The following is a 19,479-nucleotide window of genomic DNA, read 5'->3' on the forward strand; positions in this document are numbered from 1 at the left end:
TCGGGCAGGACGCCACTCTGGTTTACTGCCCGATACTTGCCTAGACTGATTCCCCATCAGCTACGCCCCGCGTTCCGCTTCGTTTAAGGCCCTTTGCATGTCCGATTCCCGTTACCACGTCGATGTCCGCGTCGTTACCCACTATCTGGCAGACCAATCGCAACCCGAGCACAACCGCTTCGCGTTCGCCTACACCATCACCGTGCAAAACAATGGCGAGCTCCCTGCCCGGCTGATGTCGCGGCACTGGGTGATCACCGATGGTGATGGGCATGTCGAAGAAGTGCGCGGCGCCGGTGTCGTGGGTCAGCAGCCGCTGATCAAATCTGGCGGTGAGCACACCTACAGCAGCGGCACGGTGATGACTACCAAGGTCGGCACCATGCAGGGCACCTACGAAATGGTCGCCGACGACGGTAAGCATTTCGATGCCATCATCAAACCCTTCCGCCTCGCCGTCCCCGGAGCCTTGCACTGATGGCGACGTATGCCGTCGGTGACCTGCAAGGTTGCCTCGAGCCGCTCAAGTGCCTGCTCAAGCAAGTCGCTTTCGATCCGAAGCTCGATAAGCTCTGGCTGGTAGGCGACCTGGTCAACCGCGGCCCGCAGTCTCTGGAAACCCTGCGTTTGCTCTATGGCATGCGTGAGTCGCTGATCTGCGTGCTCGGCAACCATGATCTGCATCTGCTGGCGGCCAGTAAACATATCGAGCGTTTGAAGAAGTCCGACACCCTGCGCGAAATCATCGAAGCCCCTGACGGCCCCGTACTGATGGAGTGGCTGCGCCAGCAGAAGCTGATGCACTACGACGAGATGCGCGATGTCGCCATGGTTCACGCCGGCATCCCGCCGCAATGGTCACTGCGCCGCGCCTTGAAATGCGCCGCTGAAGTTGAAACTGCTTTGCGCGATGAAAACCTGCTTCCCGCCTTCCTTGACGGGATGTATGGCAATGAGCCGTCGAAATGGGACAACGACCTTAAAGGCGTCTCCCGTCTGCGAGTCATCACCAACTATTTCACCCGCATGCGTTTCTGCACCGCCGAGGGCAAGCTCGACCTCAAAAGCAAAGAAGGCCTCGATACTGCGCCGCCCGGCTACAAACCCTGGTTCCAGCACAAGGAGCGCAAGACCCGGGGCCTGCGGATCATCTTTGGCCATTGGGCTGCTCTGGAAGGCAATATCCATGAGCCTGGCATTTCGGCGCTGGACACCGGTTGTGTCTGGGGCGGCAGCCTGACCCTGATGAACGTCGACAGCGGCGAACGCGTGTCGTGCAAATGCGATGAGCACGGTGGCTTAGCACCGACAGTCGCACCACCTACCCCCGAAACTTTGCCGGTCAACGCCCTGCGTTAGACTGTGCTTTCAGCCGAGCTACAGGAACCCGCCATGAGCGAATTCAAACGAATCCCCCCGGAACAGGCCCAGGCCCTGCGTGAGCAAGGCGCCGTGGTGGTCGATGTACGTGACCCGCAAACCTACGCCGCACTGCATATCGCCGGCTCCAGGCATCTGGATAACGTTTCCATCTCGGATTTCATCCGTGCCGCTGACCTCGACGCACCGACTGTCGTAGTCTGCTATCACGGCAACTCCAGCCAAAGTGCCGCAGCCTACCTGATCAGCCAGGGCTTCTCCGACGTCTACAGCATGGATGGCGGCTTCGAGCTCTGGCGCACGACTTACCCTTCGGAAACTGCGCAAGGCACCTCCGAATAATTTTTTTGTCATGCGCAGGCCCCGGCTCACGCGGGCCTGCGCATGGCAGACGAACGGTCTGCCACAACTAATTACGTATCTCGCCTTTACCTCCCGAATTCCCAACTATCCTTAAGCCCAGGCCATCCAAAACAGGGGAGAGCCGGTACACCGGCGCACGGGTCATCGGGAGTGACTTTCAAGGTTGTCGACCGCGAAAGTGTTCTGGGGGGTAAACAAGTGGCCACAGCGGCTGCTTGCCAGCATCGACTGAGTGATCCGGCGTCGGCTCCACGTATCGAGCGAGGTGACGTCATGAGTATCTTTAGCCACTTCCAACAACGCTTCGAATCTACACGCCAGGAAGAACTCTCGCTGCAAGAGTACCTGGAGCTGTGCAAGAAAGACCGCAGCGCTTATGTTTCCGCCGCCGAGCGTCTATTGCTGGCCATCGGCGAACCGGAACTGCTCGACACCTCTACCAACTCCAGGCTGTCGCGCATCTTCTCCAACAAGGTGATCCGTCGCTATCCGGCCTTTGAAGACTTCCACGGGATGGAAGAATGCATCGACCAGATCGTCTCGTATTTCCGCCACGCCGCCCAAGGCCTGGAAGAGAAGAAACAAATCCTCTATCTGCTCGGCCCCGTCGGCGGTGGTAAATCGTCCCTGGCCGAGAAGCTGAAACAACTGATCGAGAAAGTCCCTTTCTACGCGATCAAAGGTTCGCCGGTATTCGAGTCGCCATTGGGTCTGTTCAATGCCACCGAAGATGGCGCGATCCTTGAGGAAGACTTCGGCATTCCTCGGCGCTACCTGAACACCATCATGTCGCCATGGGCGACCAAGCGCCTGGCCGAATTCGGTGGCGACATCAGTCAGTTTCGCGTGGTCAAACTGTATCCGTCGATCCTCAATCAGATCGCCGTGGCCAAGACTGAGCCAGGTGACGAGAACAACCAGGACATCTCCGCACTGGTCGGTAAGGTCGACATCCGCAAACTCGAGGAATACCCACAGAACGACGCCGATGCCTACAGCTATTCCGGTGCGCTGTGCCGGGCCAACCAGGGCCTGATGGAATTCGTCGAAATGTTCAAGGCACCGATCAAGGTGCTGCACCCATTGCTGACCGCAACCCAGGAAGGCAACTACAACAGTACCGAAGGTCTAGGCGCGATTCCGTTCACCGGTATTCTGCTGGCGCACTCCAACGAATCGGAATGGCACACCTTCCGTAACAACAAGAACAACGAGGCCTTCATCGACCGAATCTACATCGTCAAGGTGCCGTACTGCCTGCGGGTCAGCGATGAAGTGAAGATCTACGACAAACTGCTGTTCAACAGCTCCCTGGCCAAGGCGCATTGCGCGCCAGATACCTTGAAGATGCTCGCGCAGTTCACCGTGTTGTCGCGCCTCAAGGAGCCGGAAAACTCCAATATCTATTCGAAGATGCGCGTATACGACGGTGAGAACCTCAAGGACACCGACCCTAAAGCCAAGTCGATTCAGGAATACCGCGACTCGGCAGGCGTGGATGAAGGCATGAACGGCCTGTCGACCCGCTTCGCGTTCAAGATCCTCTCCAAAGTATTCAACTTTGATCCACATGAAATCGCCGCCAACCCGGTGCACTTGCTCTATGTCCTGGAGCAGCAGATCGAGCAGGAACAGTTCCAGGCTGAAACCCGCGAACGTTATTTGCGCTACCTGAAGGAATACCTGGCACCGCGTTATATCGAATTCATTGGCAAAGAGATCCAGACCGCGTACCTGGAGTCTTACAGCGAGTACGGCCAGAACATCTTCGACCGCTATGTGCTGTACGCGGATTTCTGGATTCAGGATCAGGAGTACCGCGATCCGGAAACCGGCGAAATCCTCAACCGCGTCGCGCTGAACGAAGAACTGGAGAAAATCGAAAAACCGGCCGGCATCAGCAATCCGAAGGACTTCCGCAACGAGATCGTCAACTTCGTACTGCGCGCCCGGGCCAACAACAACGGCAAGAACCCGACCTGGCTCAGCTACGAAAAACTGCGGGTGGTCATCGAGAAGAAAATGTTCTCGAACACCGAAGATCTGCTGCCGGTCATCAGCTTCAACGCCAAGGCGAGCAAAGAGGATCAGCAGAAGCACAACGACTTCGTTACACGAATGGTCGAACGCGGCTACACCGACAAACAGGTAAGGCTTCTGTCCGAATGGTACCTACGGGTCCGGAAATCGCAGTGAAGCAGCTGCAAGCTAACAGCTACGAGCTGCAAGAAAAAAGCGCATGAGCCTGACGTTCGGGCAATGGCGTCTACTTGCAGCTTGCAGCTCACAACTTGAAGCTGCCCGGAGGGCCACGTATGAGCTATGTGATCGACCGACGTCTCAATGGCAAGAACAAGAGCACGGTGAACCGCCAGCGTTTCCTGCGGCGTTACCGTGACCACATCAAGAAGGCTGTCGAAGAGGCGGTCAGCCGGCGCTCCATCACGGATATGGAACACGGCGAACAGATCAGCATTCCCGGTCGCGACATCGACGAACCGGTGCTTCACCACGGCCGTGGCGGCAAGCAGACCGTGGTTCATCCTGGCAACAAGGAATTCACTGCCGGCGAACACATCGCCCGCCCACCGGGAGGCGGCGGCGGACGCGGACCGGGCAAGGCCGGCAACTCCGGTGAAGGCATGGATGAGTTTGTCTTCCAGATCACCCAGGAAGAATTTCTGGAATTCATGTTCGAAGACCTCGAACTGCCGAACCTGGTGAAACGCAACCTGAGCGGCACCGACACCTTCAAAACCGTGCGCGCGGGGATCAGCAACGAAGGCAACCCTTCGCGCATCAACATCATCCGCACCCTGCGCTCAGCCCACGCACGGCGTATCGCCCTGTCGGGCAGCAGCCGCGCGAAACTGCGTGAAGCCAAAGAAGAACTGGCGCGCATCAAGCGTGAAGAGCCTGACAACTTCGGCGATATTCAGGAACTCGAGGCAGAGATCGAAAAACTCAGCGCGCGCATTCATCGCGTACCCTTCCTCGATACCTTCGACTTGAAATACAACCTGCTGATCAAGCAGCCCAATCCAAGTTCCAAAGCAGTGATGTTCTGCCTGATGGACGTCTCAGGCTCCATGACCCAGGCGACCAAGGACATTGCCAAGCGCTTTTTCATCCTGCTGTACCTGTTCCTGAAGCGGAACTACGACAAGATCGACGTGGTGTTCATCCGTCACCACACCAGCGCCCGGGAAGTGGACGAAGAGGAGTTTTTCTATTCACGGGAAACCGGCGGGACCATCGTTTCCAGCGCCCTGAAACTGATGCAGGAGATCATGGCCGAGCGTTATCCCAGCAACGAGTGGAACATCTATGCGGCTCAGGCTTCCGACGGCGACAACTGGAACGACGACTCGCCAATCTGCCGCGACATCCTCATCAACCAGATCATGCCGTTTGTGCAGTACTACACTTACGTGGAGATCACCCCGCGCGAACACCAAGCCCTCTGGTACGAATACGAACGCATCGCCGAAGCCTTTTCCGACACGTTTGCCCAGCAGCAACTGGTCTCGGCCGGGGATATTTATCCGGTCTTCCGTGAACTCTTCCAGCGCAGGTTAGTGACATGACCGCCAAAGAGCAGAAACGCCAACCCATTTCCACCGGCTCCGAATGGACGTTCGAACTGATCCAGACTTACGACCGCGAAATCGCCCGTATCGCGGCCGGCTATGCGCTGGATACCTACCCCAACCAGATTGAAGTCATCACCGCCGAGCAAATGATGGATGCTTACGCCTCGGTGGGCATGCCGCTGGGCTACCACCACTGGTCCTACGGCAAACACTTCCTCAGCACCGAGAAATCCTACAGCCGCGGACAAATGGGGCTGGCGTACGAGATCGTGATCAACTCGGATCCCTGCATCGCCTATCTGATGGAAGAGAACACCATCTGCATGCAGGCGCTGGTGGTGGCCCACGCGTGCTACGGTCACAACAGCTTCTTCAAGGGCAACTACCTGTTTCGCACCTGGACCGACGCCAGTTCGATCATCGATTATCTGGTGTTCGCCAAGCAGTACATCATGCAATGCGAGGAACGCCACGGCATCGATGCAGTCGAGGATTTGCTCGACTCGTGCCATGCGTTGATGAACTACGGTGTCGACCGCTATAAACGCCCCTACCCGATTTCCGCCGAGGAGGAACGGCGGCGGCAGAAAGATCGCGAAGAACATCTGCAGAAGCAGATCAACGACCTGTGGCGCACCATTCCAAAAGGCGCAGACAAATACAGCGACAAGGACAATGCGCGCTTCCCGGCCGAGCCGCAGGAAAACATCCTGTACTTCATCGAGAAGCACGCGCCATTGCTCGAGCCGTGGCAGCGGGAAATCGTGCGGATTGTGCGCAAGATCGCCCAGTATTTTTATCCACAGCGCCAGACCCAGGTGATGAACGAAGGCTGGGCGACGTTCTGGCACTACACGCTGATGAATGACCTGTACGACGAAGGCCTGGTCACCGACGGTTTCATGATGGAATTCCTGACGTCCCATACCAGCGTGGTGTTCCAGCCTGGTTTCGACAGCCCCTACTACAGCGGCATCAACCCCTACGCGCTCGGCTTTGCCATGTACCGCGACATCCGGCGCATGTGCGAAGAGCCCACCGAGGAAGACCGTCACTGGTTCCCGGAAATCGCCGGGACCGACTGGCTGTCGAGCATCAAGTTCGCCATGAGCAGCTTCAAGGACGAGAGCTTCATCCTGCAGTACCTGTCACCAAAGGTGATCCGCGACCTGAAACTGTTCAGCATCCTCGATGACGATCAAAAGGATGATCTGCTGGTACCGGCGATCCATGACGAAACCGGCTACCGAATCATCCGCGAAACCCTGGCAGCGCAGTACAACCTCGGCAATCGCGAACCCAACGTGCAGATCTACAGCATCGACCGTCGCGGCGACCGCTCATTGACCCTGCGTCACCAGCAACACGATCGCAAACCATTGGGCGACTCCACCGAAGAAGTCCTGAAACACTTGCATCGTTTGTGGGGCTTCGACATTCATCTGGAAACCCTGCAAGGCGACCAGGTCATGAAAACCCATCACGTACCGCCACGCAGTGAACACAGCGAAGGGGATTACGGTCGGCTCGATCTGGCCGTCATTCATCTTTGATCCGGTTCTGGCCTCCGAAAGTCCGACGCAAGGGTTATCCTGTCGGGCCAACGGAGGTTTTTTATGCAGATTTATAAGGTCGGCGGCGCGGTGCGTGATCGCTTGCTGGGCAAACCGGTCACTGATATCGACTGGGTGGTAGTAGGCGCTACTGCTGACGAGATGCTTGCCAAGGGGTTTCGTCCGGTGGGTGCGGACTTCCCGGTATTTCTTCATCCGAAAAGTGGCGAGGAATACGCCCTCGCCCGCACCGAGCGCAAAAGCGGTCGCGGCTACGGCGGTTTCACGTTTCACGCCAGCCCCGAGGTTACGCTTGAAGAAGACCTGATCCGCCGCGACCTGACCATCAACGCCATGGCCGAGGACGATCAGCACAATCTGACCGATCCTTATCATGGCCAGCGCGATCTTGAGGATCGGGTTCTGCGTCACGTATCCCCGGCATTCGCCGAAGATCCCCTCCGAGTATTGCGTGTTGCCCGCTTTGCCGCTCGCTATGCAGGGCTCGGTTTTACCGTCGCACCAGAGACACTGGAACTGATGAGCCAACTCAGTGAGTCCGGCGAACTGGAAGCTTTGACGGCTGAGCGCAGCTGGAAAGAAATCTCCCGCGCGTTGATGGAGGATCAGCCTCAGGTGTTCATTCAGGTACTGCGTGATTGCGGCGCGCTGAAAGTACTGATGCCGGAAGTCGACGCTCTGTTCGGCGTGCCTCAACCGGAAATCCATCATCCGGAAATCGACAGCGGCATCCACACCCTCAGCGTGCTGGAGCAATCAGCGCTGTACAAACAACCGCTGACCGTTCGCTGGGCGTGCCTGCTGCATGATCTCGGCAAGGGGCTGACGCCAGAAGAGGAATGGCCGCGACACATTGCCCATGAGCATAAGGGACTGAAGCTGATCAAAGCGGTCAACGAGCGCTTCAAGGCGCCGAAGGACTGTCAGGAATTGGCGCTACTGGTTTGTCAATATCACACCCATGGCCACCGCGCCCTGGAGTTGAAGGCTTCAACGCTGCTGGAATTGTTGCAGAGCTTTGATGTGTATCGTCGGCCCCAGCGCTTTGAGGAATTTATTGCCGCGTGCGAGATGGATGCACGCGGGCGCAAAGGTCTGGAGCAGAGAAGTTATCCACAGGCGGATTATTTGCGCGGCGCGGCGAATGCTGCGCGCGGCGTACCGGTGCAGCCATTGCTGGAGAAGGGATTCAAAGGCCCGGATCTGGGCGAAGCGCTCAAACGTGAACGGCTCAAGGCGTTGAAGGCTTACAAAGAAAACGCTTGAAGCAAGATCAAAAGACCGCAGCCTATGGCAGCGCCTACATGGAAACGGGAATCCCGGTGTAGGAGCTGCCGAAGGCTGCGATCTTTTGCTTTTAAAGATTCAGAGGTGTGAGCTGCTCGCCCCGCCACTCAAACCCCACCGGCGCCAACACCTGATCAATCTGCGCCTCCGCCCACAGCGTGGCGAAGCTTTTTCCCACACCGGGATGCACCCGATCCGGCGCAATCAGCGACAGCGGCCACAACACAAAAGCATTTTTCAGAATTTCGGCTCGCGGCAGGACCAATCCGTCGAAGTTTCCCACCAGATCGCCGTACAGCAGCACGTCGATGTCCAGCGGCAACCCCTTGCGATCCGGCGCATAGCGACCGTTATCCGCCTCGATGAATTTCAAGCGCCGATCCAGCTCCATCAACGGCAGGTCGGTATACGCCGACACCACAAAGTTGAAGAACGGCCCACTCTTGATCCCCACCGGCTGGCTTTCGAACACCGCCGAACAACGGATATCCACCAGAAACGTCGCCAATGCATCAAGACCGGCGCACAAATGGGTTTCACGCTCGATATTGCTACCAAGCCCGAGATACACCTGAGTCAGCGACATCCGCGCTCGATCTCCACGCCCACACCACCCTTGGCAGCCGGCACGGCGCCGGGCTTGGTCAGCTTCAAACGCACCCAGGTGATGTTGAATTCAGTCATCAGCACTTCGACCAGGCGCTCGGCGAAAGTCTCGACCAGTTGATACTGCGCCTGCTCGGCAAAGGCCTGGATGCGCGTGGAAACGCTGGCGTAATCGAGCGCCAGGGTCAGGTCGTCACCGGCGGCGGCCGGGCGATTGTCCCAGGCGAAGCTCAGATCAAGACGCAGGCACTGTCGGATGCCGCGCTCCCAGTCGTAGGCACCAATCACGGTGTCAACTTCCAGGCCCTCGATAAACACTCTGTCCAAGCACTTTTCTCCGCTGCACGACAAGGGCGCAATGCGCCGTTAGAATCAGGGCGTCCTCGCCCGGAATAGTTAGCATGTTTTGGTTACTGGCGACTCTCGCCTACCTGCTCGGCTCGCTGTCCTTCGCCATTTTGCTCAGCCGCCTGACCGGAAACCCGGATCCGCGAATGAGTGGCTCGGGTAATGCCGGAGCTACCAACATGCTGCGCCTGGCCGGCCGCAAACTCGCGATCCTGACCCTGCTGGGTGATCTGTGCAAAGGCTTGCTGCCGGTGCTGATCGCATCGGCTGTCGGCCTTTCGCTGCAGGATCAGGCCTGGATAGGCGTATGCGCCGTGATCGGTCACCTGTTCCCGCTGTACTTCCGCTTTCGCGGCGGCAAAGGCGTCGCCACTGCCGCCGGCATTCTGCTGGGCCTGTATCCGCCGGCTGCGCTGTTAGCGGTGTGCGCATGGCTGCTAACGTTTTACCTGACCCGTACCAGCTCACTGGCGGCGCTGATCGCCACGCCACTGACCCTGCCGCTGCTCGCTTGGCAAGAGCCAAAGGCTTTGCTGCCGATGAGCGCCTTGACGCTACTGATCGTCTGGCGCCACCGCGGCAATCTACGCGACCTGTTTGCCGGGCGCGAACGGCATTTTTAAATGCCGGCCTTCCGCACTGCTCATTACAACGCCGACAACTGCTCCATCGGCCAGCGCGCCTGCACGCTGATCGCCAGACTTTCCTGCTGGCCGGCCTGCAAACGCTGGCAACCGGCAAACGCGATCATCGCGCCATTGTCGGTGCAGAACTCGGGACGGGCGTAAAACACATCGCCCTTCATGTCGCCGAGCATTTTCTCCAGCGAAACACGCAAAGCCTTGTTTGCGCTGACGCCACCCGCGATGACCAGACGCTTCATGCCCGCCTGTTTCAGGGCACGCTTGCACTTGATGGTCAAAGTCTCCACCACGGCCTGCTGGAACGCCAGCGCGATGTCGCAACGGGCTTGCTCGCTGTCGTCCCCGGCGCTGACGCACTGCTGCCAGGTGTTGAGGGCGAAGGTTTTCAGACCGCTGAAGCTGAAATCCAGCCCAGGGCGATCACACATCGGACGCGGAAAAGTGAAACGTCCTGCAGCGCCCTTCTCCGCCAGCTTGGCAATTTCCGGTCCGCCTGGGTAATTGAGGCCCATCATCTTCGCGGTTTTGTCGAACGCTTCGCCGGCAGCATCGTCGAGCGTCTCGCCAAGCAAGGTGTATTGGCCGATGCCATCGACCTGAACAAGCTGCGTATGACCGCCGGAGACCAACAAAGCGACGAACGGGAATTCCGGTGGTTTTGGCTCCAGCATAGGTGCCAACAAGTGACCTTCCATATGATGCACGCCGAGTGCCGGAATGCCCCAGGCAAACGCCAGCGCCTGAGCACAGGAAGCACCAACCAGCAGAGCGCCAACCAGGCCAGGACCCGCGGTATAAGCGATCGCATCGATCTCGGTCGGCACACGGTCAGCCTCGGCCAACACCTGACGAATCAAGGGCAGCATGCGCTTGACGTGGTCACGTGAGGCCAGCTCAGGCACCACACCGCCATACACGCGATGCAGGTCGATCTGACTGAACAGTGCGTCGGCCAGCAGGCCGCGTTCACTGTCGTATAATGCGACGCCGGTTTCGTCGCAGGAGGTTTCTAATCCCAGTACTAGCATGGGTTTGCGCCTTGTTTAGGCTGACTTCGAAGGCGCGCATAATAGTCGCCGCGTGATGCCCCGGCCAGCGGTTTTCGATCAGAGGCTTTGCATTCCGAGCGATGAGGGGTTAACATCCGCAACCCTTAAAAACCGACGTCTTCAAGTGCTCTTTTGCCGCGAGGATGTTGACCCCGGTAATGAATGAAGGTAGCTCTGGATGCCAGCCGTCAAAGTTAAAGAGAACGAACCCTTCGACGTAGCTCTGCGTCGTTTCAAGCGCTCCTGCGAAAAAGCCGGTGTACTGGCTGAAGTTCGTAGCCGCGAATTTTACGAGAAGCCAACTTCTGAGCGTAAGCGTAAAGCAGCAGCCGCTGTTAAGCGTCACGCCAAGAAAGTTCAGCGCGAACAGCGCCGCGCCGTTCGTCTGTACTAATACACAGACGTTCGTAGCAAGCTTCTTGCCTAAGCCCGGCTCTCAGCCGGGCTAATGGCATTTGCGTAAAACGCTTGATGCTTCACCGTCAAAGCCGCACATGCGACCAAGACAAATCTGCTTCACGCGTCAGACCTGGCTCTTTTGCCAGCGGTGCACGTCTTTTCTGACGAGCCTTTAAAGGCTACTGACGAGCACACCCACTGATTCCTCTCACGACGATCAGCCCAAGGCACCTGCATGCGTGCCCGCTTTATTGAGCTATCCGAGGCCATTAACCGGCCGTCAGCGGATTCAGCGCAACACTTTCAAATAGTCGAAGGCTGATTGGTACTAACGTCAGTGGATTTTCGGCAGATACACTTCCCGACAGCGATTACGCAGACGACACCGGTCGAGCCGCACATTTTGCGCGCTTCAAACAACGACCCGCGTCCGGCCGCCGTTCGCATCGGACTCATTACAGCGCAGACGACGAGAACGCGATGGCCGGGCTGATTCCCCAGAGCTTTATTGACGACCTCCTGAACCGCACCGACATCGTCGACGTGGTCAGCTCGCGTGTGCAGCTAAAAAAAGCAGGCAAAAACTACACCGCCTGCTGCCCGTTTCACAAAGAGAAAACCCCGTCTTTCAGCGTCAGCCCCGACAAGCAGTTCTATTACTGCTTCGGTTGCGGCGCTGGCGGTAATGCCCTCGGCTTCCTCATGGACCACGACAACCTGGACTTCCCCCAGGCAGTCGAAGATCTGGCGAAAGCCGCCGGCATGGAAATCCCCCGCGAAGAAAGCGGCCGTGCGCACAAACCGCGACAACCGACCGATTCGCCGCTATACCCTTTGCTCACTGCCGCCGCCGACTTTTATCGGCAGGCACTCAAGAGCCACCCATCGCGCAAAGCTGCGGTGGATTACCTCAAGGGCCGCGGCCTGACTGGCGAGATCGCTCGGGATTTCGGCCTCGGCTTTGCGCCACCCGGCTGGGACAACCTGTTCAAACACTTAAGCAGCGACACTTTGCAACAGAAGGCCATGGTCGACGCCGGCTTGCTGATCGAGAACGCCGAAACCGGCAAACGCTATGACCGCTTCCGCGATCGCGTGATGTTCCCGATCCGCGACACGCGCGGGCGCATCATCGCCTTCGGTGGACGCGTGCTGGGCGATGACAAGCCGAAGTACCTGAACTCGCCGGAAACTCCGGTTTTCCATAAAGGCCAGGAACTTTACGGCCTCTATGAAGCGCGCAAGAACAACCGAAACCTCGACGAAATCATCGTCGTCGAGGGCTACATGGACGTCATCGCCCTCGCCCAACAGGGCTTGCGCAATGCCGTCGCGACGCTGGGCACCGCGACCAGCGAAGAACATTTGAAACGTCTGTTCCGCGTCGTTCCGAACGTATTGTTCTGCTTCGACGGCGACCAGGCTGGCCGCAACGCCGCATGGCGCGCGCTGGAGGCAACACTTCCATGCCTGCAAGACGGGCGCCGTGCGCGATTCCTGTTTCTGCCTGAAGGCGAAGACCCGGACACCCTGGTTCGCGCCGAAGGCACCGATGCGTTCAAGGCCCGAATCAATCAGCATGCGCAGCCGCTGGCCGATTATTTCTTCCAGCAACTGACCGAAGAAGCCGACCCGCGCTCGCTAGAAGGCAAGGCCCACATGGCCACCCTCGCCGCACCGCTGATCGACAAAGTGCCGGGCGCCAACCTGCGCATCCTGATGCGTCAGCGCCTGACCGAAATCACCGGCCTGAGCAGTGAAACCGTCAGCCAGCTCGCTCAAAGCGCGCCGCAGGAAGCACCGCCCGCCTATGATCCGGGCATCGATTACGACGCAATGCCGGACTACAGCGACTACCATCAGCCGCAGGCACAGGATTTGTACGTGCCGCAGCAGGAATGGACGCCGAAGAAACCCGGCGCCGGCGGCAAGAAATGGGACAAGAAACCCTGGGACAAGAACGGCAAGCGTGGCGGCGATCGCGATCAGCAACGCCCGCGGACGCCGATTGGCGTCGAGTCGCCAACCCTGACCGCCCTGCGCACATTGCTTCATCACCCGCAATTGGCCGAGCGCGTCGAAGACGCCGGGCACATCGCGGACGAAAATCAGACCAATGCCCAGTTGCTTGTGGCGCTGCTCGAAGCCGTACAGAAGAATCCCAAGCTAAACTCATTTCAGTTGATCGCGCGATGGCACGGCACTGAACAGGGCCGATTGCTCAAGGCGCTGGCAGAAAAGGAATGGCTGATTGATGGAGATAACCTTGAACAACAGTTTTTCGACACCATTACTAGCTTGTCAGCCCGCCAACGCGAGCGAAATCTGGAACAGTTGCTCAGGAAAGCGCGTCAAAGCGAACTGAGTATTGAAGAGAAAAATCAACTGCGCGACCTTCTAAGTCGCAATGTTTCCGCATCAAACCCGACCTCAACTGGCGCGTGAGGTCATAGCTCAGGTATAATCCTCGGCTTGTTTTTTGCCCGCCAAGACCTTCAGTGGATAGGGTGTTATGTCCGGAAAAGCGCAACAGCAGTCTCGTATTATTGAGTTGATCAAACTGGGTCGTGAGCAGAAGTATCTGACTTACGCCGAGGTCAACGACCACCTGCCCGAGGATATTTCAGATCCTGAGCAGGTGGAAGACATCATCCGCATGATTAACGACATGGGGATCCCCGTACACGAGAGTGCTCCGGATGCGGACGCCCTTATGTTGGCCGACGCCGATACCGACGAGGCCGCTGCGGAAGAAGCAGCAGCCGCGCTGGCAGCGGTGGAGACCGATATCGGTCGCACCACTGACCCTGTGCGCATGTACATGCGTGAAATGGGTACGGTCGAGCTTCTGACTCGTGAAGGCGAAATCGAAATCGCCAAGCGTATCGAAGAGGGCATCCGTGAAGTGATGAGCGCAATCGCGCACTTTCCTGGCACGGTTGACCACATTCTCTCCGAGTACACTCGCGTCACCACCGAAGGTGGTCGCCTGTCCGACGTCCTGAGCGGTTATATCGACCCGGACGACGGCATTGCGCCGCCTGCGGCAGAAGTGCCGCCGCCGATCGATCCAAAAGCTGCAAAGGCTGAGGAATCCGACGACGAGGAGCCTGACGCTTCTGACGATGACGAAGAAGAAGCCGAAAGCGGTCCGGATCCGGTCATCGCTGCCCAGCGTTTCGGCGCTGTGTCCGATCAGATGGAAATCACCCGCAAGGCGCTGAAAAAGCACGGCCGCAGCAACAAGGCAGCGATTGCCGAGTTGCTGGCTCTGGCCGAGCTGTTCATGCCGATCAAACTGGTACCGAAGCAATTCGAAGGCCTGGTCGAGCGTGTTCGCAGTGCCCTGGATCGTCTGCGTCAGCAAGAGCGCGCGATCATGCAACTGTGCGTACGTGATGCACGTATGCCACGCGCCGATTTCCTGCGTCAGTTCCCAGGCAACGAAGTCGACGAAAGCTGGTCCGACGCTCTGGCCAAAGGCAAGAGCAAGTACGCCGAAGCCATTGGCCGTGTTCAGCCGGATATCATCCGTTGCCAGCAGAAGCTGACGGCGCTGGAAACCGAAACCGGTTTGACCATCGCTGAGATCAAGGACATCAACCGTCGCATGTCGATCGGTGAGGCCAAGGCCCGCCGCGCGAAGAAAGAGATGGTTGAAGCGAACTTGCGTCTGGTGATCTCGATCGCCAAGAAGTACACCAACCGCGGCCTGCAATTCCTCGATCTGATCCAGGAAGGCAACATCGGTCTGATGAAAGCGGTGGACAAGTTCGAATACCGTCGTGGTTACAAGTTCTCGACTTATGCCACCTGGTGGATCCGTCAGGCGATCACTCGCTCGATCGCCGACCAGGCCCGCACCATCCGTATTCCGGTGCACATGATCGAGACGATCAACAAGCTCAACCGCATTTCCCGGCAGATGTTGCAGGAAATGGGTCGCGAACCGACCCCGGAAGAGCTGGGCGAACGCATGGAAATGCCTGAGGACAAGATCCGTAAGGTATTGAAGATCGCTAAAGAGCCGATCTCCATGGAAACCCCGATCGGTGATGACGAAGACTCCCATCTGGGTGACTTCATCGAAGACTCGACCATGCAGTCGCCAATCGATGTCGCCACTGTCGAGAGTCTGAAAGAAGCGACTCGCGAAGTCCTGTCCGGCCTCACTGCCCGTGAAGCCAAGGTACTGCGCATGCGTTTCGGTATCGACATGAACACCGACCATACGCTCGAAGAAGTGGGCAAACAGTTTGACGTAACGCGTGAGCGGATCCGTCAGATCGAAGCCAAGGCGCTGCGCAAGCTGCGCCACCCGACGCGAAGCGAGCATCTGCGCTCCTTCCTCGACGAGTGATACCAGAACCCCCGGCCCAGGCCGGGGGTTTTGTTTATATGGCAGATTAAATTCCTCGCACCACCCCTCCCCCGCATACCCCGTCTACACTCGAAACAATCACCCCCGTGCCATAACGAGAGCGTTATGCCCAGACTGGCGTCCGTGCTTTTTTTGCTGTCACTGATGATCTGGACCGCAACGGCTGACGCGCTGACTCTGACCGATGAAGAACGTAGCTGGCTGGCGGCTCACCCGAACTTGAAACTGGGTGTAGATGCGTCGTGGCCGCCCTTCGAGTTTCGCGACGACCAGGCCCGCTATCAGGGCCTGGCGGCTGACTATATCGACGTGATACGCCAGCGACTGGCGATCAAACTTACGCCCATCGAGCCAGTGAGTTGGACGGTGGTACTGGAGCAGGTCAAACAGGGCAAGATCGACTTGCTGCCGGGGATCATGTCCACACCCGAGCGCCAGACCTACCTGTCGTTTACCCGACCCTACCTCGACTTCCCGATCGTCATCCTCGCGCACATCGGTGGCGCGCAACCGCGCAAACTCGACGATCTGTACGGCCTGAAGATCGCCGTGGTCGAAAACTACGCGCCCCATGAACTCCTGCGTACCCACCACCCTGACCTGAATCTGGTCGCCATGCCCAACGTCAGCTCAGCCTTGCAGGCACTGGCGACCGACGAAGTGGACGCCGTGGTCGGCGACCTCGCCTCTAGCGTCTGGAGCCTTCGCCAACTCAAGCTCGACGGCCTCTACGTCAGCGGCGAAACCCCGTATCGCTATCAACTGGCGATGGCCGTACCGCGCGATAACAAGATGCTGGTGGGCATTCTGGACAAAGTTCTGGCAGACATGACCCCTGCTGAAATCAGCAGTATTCAAGAACACTGGGTCGGCAACGTCCTCGACCATCGGACATTCTGGAATGATCTGCTTGTTTATGGCCTGCCCGGCCTGCTGCTACTGATGATCGTGCTGGCCGTGGTGATCCGCATCAACCGGCGCCTGAGCTCAGAGATTGCGCGACGCATCGACCTCGAACAGGAACTGCGCAGCAGCGAGTACCACTATCGGGGCCTCGTGGAGAGCCTGTCCGCCATCGCGTGGGAAGCGCGGATGAGTGACTTCACTTACAGCTATGTGTCGCCGCACGCAGAGGACCTGCTCGGTTATCCACTGTCGCATTGGCTGATTCCGGGCTTCTGGCGCAACATCATTCACCCGGCGGATCTGACCCGCGCCCAGAGCTTCTGCGATCACGAAGTGCTGGCCGGGCGCGATCACAGCCTCGATTACCGGGTGATCACCGCAGATGGTCGCTGCCTGTGGGTGCGAGACATCGTCAGCCTGATCGAACACGGTCACGAACCGGTGATGCGCGGGTTGATGATCGACATCAGCGAAACCAAGCGCACCGAAGAAGCGCTGCGACTGTCGGAGCAGAAGTTCGCGTCGGTATTCCAGCAATGTCCGGACATCCTGGTGATCGCGCGCTTGTCCGACGGCTGTCTGCTGGAGGTCAACAAAGCCTTTGAAGAACAGATCGGCCTCAAAGCCGAAGACGTCATCGGCCAGACCGCCACCGACCTGAATATCTGGGGCATACCCGGCGTGGGTCCGGGGCTGTTGCAGCGTTTGCAGGCCGGCAGCATCCGCAACCTGGAGATGCCCTTTCGTCGCAATAATGGCCAAGTGTTCACCGGCCTGATTTCCGCCGAACCGTTCGACCTCGACACCACGCCAGCGTTGGTCGTGGTCGTGCGCGACATCACCCAGCTCAAAGAAACCCAACAGCAACTGCAAACCTCGGAAGAGAAATTCGCCAAGGCATTTCATGCCTCGCCGGACGGCTTGCTGCTGTCGCGCCAGAACGACGGCTTATTGCTGGAGGTCAACGAAGGTTTCAGCCGCATCACCGGGTTCAATAGCGCCATGTCGGTGGATCGTTCGACGCTGGATCTGGGAATCTGGGTCAACCTCAACGAACGCAAACAGATGCTCGACCTGTTGCACCGCGATGGTTTCGTCCGCGATTTCACCTGCCATATCCGCCGCAGCGACGGGCAGATTCGGCTCTGCGAAGTATCCAGCCGCCCGCTGCCGATCGGCGAAGAAGACTGCATGCTGACCATCGCCCGCGACATCACCGAACGCCACTTGATGCAGGAAAAGCTGCAACAGGCCGCGACCGTATTCGAGAGCACCGCCGAAGGCGTGTTGATCACCGATACCCAGCAGCACATCAGCGCGGTCAATCGGGCCTTCACTGAAATCACCGGTTACAGCGAAAGCGAAGCCCTCGGCCACACCCCGCGCCTGCTCGCCTCGGGGCTGCACGACAGCGCATTTTATGCCGCGATGTGGCACCAACTGACCGACGAAGGCCACTGGCAAGGCGAAATTTCCAACCGGCGCAAGAACGGTGAGCTGTACCCGAGTTGGCTGACCATCAGTGCCGTGCGCAACCGCGACAAATTCATCACCCACTTTGTCGCGGTGTTCGCCGACATCTCCAGCCTCAAACACGCGCAGGCCAAACTCGACTATCAGGCTCACCACGACCCGCTCACCGGCCTGCCGAACCGCACGCTGTTCGAAAGCCGCTTGCTGATGGCACTGAACGGTCAGCAGGAGAATGGCGGTCAGGGCGCAGTGCTGTTTCTCGACCTCGATCGCTTCAAGCACATCAACGACAGCCTCGGCCATCCGGTTGGCGACCTGCTGCTCAAAGGCATCGCCGTGCGCCTGAAAGAACAGTTGCGTGACATCGACACCGTCGCCCGACTGGGCGGCGACGAATTCATTATTCTGCTGCCCGGCCTGCAGCAAGCCAGCGATGCCGACAACATCGCACTAAAACTGCTCAACTGTTTCGGCGCACCGTTCCAGGCTGGCGAGCACGAGTTTTTCATCAGCGCGAGCATCGGCACCAGCCTGTACCCGCGCGACGGTTGTGACGTGGCCACCTTGGTGAAAAACGCCGATGCGGCGATGTATCGCTCCAAAGCCAAGGGCCGCAACCGCGTCGAGAGTTACACCCGCGACCTCACCGCCCAGGCCAGCGAACGCGTGGCACTGGAGCACGAGCTCCGCCGGGCCATCGAACGTGACGAGTTGCGTCTCTACTACCAACCGAAAATAAGCCTCGACGACCACAGCCTGGTCGGCGCCGAAGCGCTGATCCGCTGGCGTCATCCGACATTTGGCGATGTGCCGCCGGAGCACTTCATCCCACTGGCCGAAGAAAACGGAATGATTCTGCAGATCGGCGATTGGGTGCTGGAGACCGCCTGCCGCCAGATGTTCGAATGGAACCAGATCTACGAAAGCCTCGGGCCGCTGTCGGTCAACCTCGCCGGCGCCCAACTGCGCCAGCCGAATCTGCTCGGGCGCATCGAGCAACTGCTCAAGGAAAACCGCCTCAGGCCGGATTTACTGCAACTGGAAATTACCGAGAATTTCATCATGAGTCAGGCCGAAGAGGCCCTGGCGGTGTTGCACCAGCTCAAACACCTCGGTGTGCAACTGGCCATCGACGACTTCGGCACTGGCTATTCCTCACTCAGTTACCTCAAACGCCTGCCGCTGGACATCCTCAAAATCGACCAGTCTTTCGTCCGCGGACTGCCCGACGACCCCCACGACGCGGCGATTGTCCGCGCCATCATCGCCCTGGGCCGGAGCATGCAATTCACCGTGATCGCCGAAGGCGTGGAGACCCAGGCACAACAACAATTCCTTGCCGCCGAAGGCTGCGAACAGATCCAGGGCTACATCGTCAGCCTGCCGCTACCGCCGGAAGAATTCGCCGCAACGTTTCTGCGTATTGCCGTATCGGATTTTTCGGATAGCACAGCCGAGAAACCGTCGCTATAATCC

At 58.6% G+C, this 19,479-nt stretch carries 15 protein-coding genes; 12 read left to right on the forward strand and 3 right to left on the reverse strand.

All coding sequences use genetic code 11. From position 1 onward, the window contains the following. The first annotated feature begins 97 nt into the window (after positions 1 to 97). The 7 genes from apaG (at position 98) to ACA074_RS25365 (ending at position 8,176) form a co-directional block, all read left to right on the forward strand. The gene (gene apaG, locus ACA074_RS25335; protein WP_187680833.1) at positions 98 to 478 is read left to right on the forward strand and encodes a Co2+/Mg2+ efflux facilitator ApaG/CorD; all 381 of its coding nucleotides are present in this window, start codon (positions 98 to 100) and stop codon (positions 476 to 478) included. Further along, positions 478 to 1,359 (forward strand): symmetrical bis(5'-nucleosyl)-tetraphosphatase, encoded by an 882-nt coding sequence (locus ACA074_RS25340; RefSeq protein ID WP_497658204.1) that lies wholly within the window; start codon positions 478 to 480, stop codon positions 1,357 to 1,359. Before apaG ends, ACA074_RS25340 begins: the two co-directional genes overlap by 1 nt. Positions 1,360 to 1,392: 33 nt before the next feature. Beyond that, positions 1,393 to 1,722: a thiosulfate sulfurtransferase GlpE gene (gene glpE / locus ACA074_RS25345; protein ID WP_187680835.1), complete on the forward strand. Its 330-nt coding sequence runs from the start codon at positions 1,393 to 1,395 to the stop codon at positions 1,720 to 1,722. 294 nt (positions 1,723 to 2,016) lie between these two features. Next, positions 2,017 to 3,939 carry a PrkA family serine protein kinase gene (locus ACA074_RS25350; RefSeq protein ID WP_007910115.1) on the forward strand — a complete coding sequence of 641 codons (1,923 nt, stop codon included), beginning with the start codon at positions 2,017 to 2,019 and terminating at the stop codon, positions 3,937 to 3,939. A gap of 119 nt (positions 3,940 to 4,058) precedes the next feature. After that, positions 4,059 to 5,330: a YeaH/YhbH family protein gene (locus ACA074_RS25355; protein ID WP_187680836.1), complete on the forward strand. Its 1,272-nt coding sequence runs from the start codon at positions 4,059 to 4,061 to the stop codon at positions 5,328 to 5,330. Next, entirely contained in the window at positions 5,327 to 6,889 is a 1,563-nt protein-coding gene (locus ACA074_RS25360) for a SpoVR family protein (protein ID WP_497615465.1), read from the forward strand. Before ACA074_RS25355 ends, ACA074_RS25360 begins: the two co-directional genes overlap by 4 nt. Positions 6,890 to 6,952: 63 nt before the next feature. Further along, the gene (locus ACA074_RS25365) at positions 6,953 to 8,176 is read left to right on the forward strand and encodes a multifunctional CCA addition/repair protein (RefSeq protein WP_497615466.1); all 1,224 of its coding nucleotides are present in this window, start codon (positions 6,953 to 6,955) and stop codon (positions 8,174 to 8,176) included. Between the two features lie 91 nt (positions 8,177 to 8,267). Here the strand turns inward: ACA074_RS25365 and folK are convergent, their stop codons facing one another. Both folK and folB read right to left on the reverse strand, forming a co-directional pair. Next, positions 8,268 to 8,783: a 2-amino-4-hydroxy-6-hydroxymethyldihydropteridine diphosphokinase gene (gene folK / locus ACA074_RS25370; protein WP_187680839.1), complete on the reverse strand. Its 516-nt coding sequence runs from the start codon at positions 8,781 to 8,783 to the stop codon at positions 8,268 to 8,270. Next, positions 8,774 to 9,130 (reverse strand): dihydroneopterin aldolase, encoded by a 357-nt coding sequence (gene folB, locus ACA074_RS25375; RefSeq protein ID WP_401270118.1) that lies wholly within the window; start codon positions 9,128 to 9,130, stop codon positions 8,774 to 8,776. The genes folK and folB overlap by 10 nt, the downstream gene beginning before the upstream one ends. A gap of 74 nt (positions 9,131 to 9,204) precedes the next feature. Here folB and plsY point away from each other — a divergent pair, with 74 nt between their 5' ends. Next, complete coding sequence (gene plsY / locus ACA074_RS25380) at positions 9,205 to 9,774, forward strand: glycerol-3-phosphate 1-O-acyltransferase PlsY (RefSeq protein ID WP_497677988.1); 570 nt, start codon at positions 9,205 to 9,207, stop codon at positions 9,772 to 9,774. 23 nt (positions 9,775 to 9,797) lie between these two features. On the opposite strand, the gene tsaD is transcribed toward plsY, so the two are convergent. After that, the gene (gene tsaD / locus ACA074_RS25385) at positions 9,798 to 10,823 is read right to left on the reverse strand and encodes a tRNA (adenosine(37)-N6)-threonylcarbamoyltransferase complex transferase subunit TsaD (RefSeq protein WP_187680841.1); all 1,026 of its coding nucleotides are present in this window, start codon (positions 10,821 to 10,823) and stop codon (positions 9,798 to 9,800) included. Between the two features lie 199 nt (positions 10,824 to 11,022). On the opposite strand from tsaD, the gene rpsU reads away from it, so the two are divergent. From rpsU to ACA074_RS25405, 4 genes are all read left to right on the forward strand, one after another. Next, positions 11,023 to 11,238 carry a 30S ribosomal protein S21 gene (rpsU, locus tag ACA074_RS25390; protein WP_002551877.1) on the forward strand — a complete coding sequence of 72 codons (216 nt, stop codon included), beginning with the start codon at positions 11,023 to 11,025 and terminating at the stop codon, positions 11,236 to 11,238. A gap of 485 nt (positions 11,239 to 11,723) precedes the next feature. Continuing rightward, positions 11,724 to 13,688: a DNA primase gene (gene dnaG / locus ACA074_RS25395; RefSeq protein WP_401272258.1), complete on the forward strand. Its 1,965-nt coding sequence runs from the start codon at positions 11,724 to 11,726 to the stop codon at positions 13,686 to 13,688. A gap of 67 nt (positions 13,689 to 13,755) precedes the next feature. After that, positions 13,756 to 15,603 carry an RNA polymerase sigma factor RpoD gene (gene rpoD / locus ACA074_RS25400; protein ID WP_497677989.1) on the forward strand — a complete coding sequence of 616 codons (1,848 nt, stop codon included), beginning with the start codon at positions 13,756 to 13,758 and terminating at the stop codon, positions 15,601 to 15,603. 126 nt (positions 15,604 to 15,729) lie between these two features. Continuing rightward, entirely contained in the window at positions 15,730 to 19,476 is a 3,747-nt protein-coding gene (locus ACA074_RS25405; protein ID WP_497677990.1) for an EAL domain-containing protein, read from the forward strand. Positions 19,477 to 19,479: the final 3 nt, after the last annotated feature.

The sequence above is a fragment of the Pseudomonas sp. LBUM1655 genome (genome assembly GCF_059716085.1).

What these genes read in the sequence shown, in the direction of transcription:
- ACA074_RS25405 (WP_497677990.1), top strand. Translation starts at nt 15,730, where the DNA reads ATGCCCAGACTGGCGTCCGTGCTTTTTTTGCTGTCACTGATGATCTGG.
- ACA074_RS25340 (WP_497658204.1), top strand. Translation starts at nt 478, where the DNA reads ATGGCGACGTATGCCGTCGGTGACCTGCAAGGTTGCCTCGAGCCGCTC.
- glpE (WP_187680835.1), top strand. Translation starts at nt 1,393, where the DNA reads ATGAGCGAATTCAAACGAATCCCCCCGGAACAGGCCCAGGCCCTGCGT.
- apaG (WP_187680833.1), top strand. Translation starts at nt 98, where the DNA reads ATGTCCGATTCCCGTTACCACGTCGATGTCCGCGTCGTTACCCACTAT.
- ACA074_RS25360 (WP_497615465.1), top strand. Translation starts at nt 5,327, where the DNA reads ATGACCGCCAAAGAGCAGAAACGCCAACCCATTTCCACCGGCTCCGAA.
- ACA074_RS25350 (WP_007910115.1), top strand. Translation starts at nt 2,017, where the DNA reads ATGAGTATCTTTAGCCACTTCCAACAACGCTTCGAATCTACACGCCAG.
- ACA074_RS25365 (WP_497615466.1), top strand. Translation starts at nt 6,953, where the DNA reads ATGCAGATTTATAAGGTCGGCGGCGCGGTGCGTGATCGCTTGCTGGGC.
- rpoD (WP_497677989.1), top strand. Translation starts at nt 13,756, where the DNA reads ATGTCCGGAAAAGCGCAACAGCAGTCTCGTATTATTGAGTTGATCAAA.
- plsY (WP_497677988.1), top strand. Translation starts at nt 9,205, where the DNA reads ATGTTTTGGTTACTGGCGACTCTCGCCTACCTGCTCGGCTCGCTGTCC.
- tsaD (WP_187680841.1), bottom strand. Translation starts at nt 10,823, where the DNA reads ATGCTAGTACTGGGATTAGAAACCTCCTGCGACGAAACCGGCGTCGCA.
- dnaG (WP_401272258.1), top strand. Translation starts at nt 11,724, where the DNA reads ATGGCCGGGCTGATTCCCCAGAGCTTTATTGACGACCTCCTGAACCGC.
- ACA074_RS25355 (WP_187680836.1), top strand. Translation starts at nt 4,059, where the DNA reads ATGAGCTATGTGATCGACCGACGTCTCAATGGCAAGAACAAGAGCACG.
- folK (WP_187680839.1), bottom strand. Translation starts at nt 8,783, where the DNA reads ATGTCGCTGACTCAGGTGTATCTCGGGCTTGGTAGCAATATCGAGCGT.
- rpsU (WP_002551877.1), top strand. Translation starts at nt 11,023, where the DNA reads ATGCCAGCCGTCAAAGTTAAAGAGAACGAACCCTTCGACGTAGCTCTG.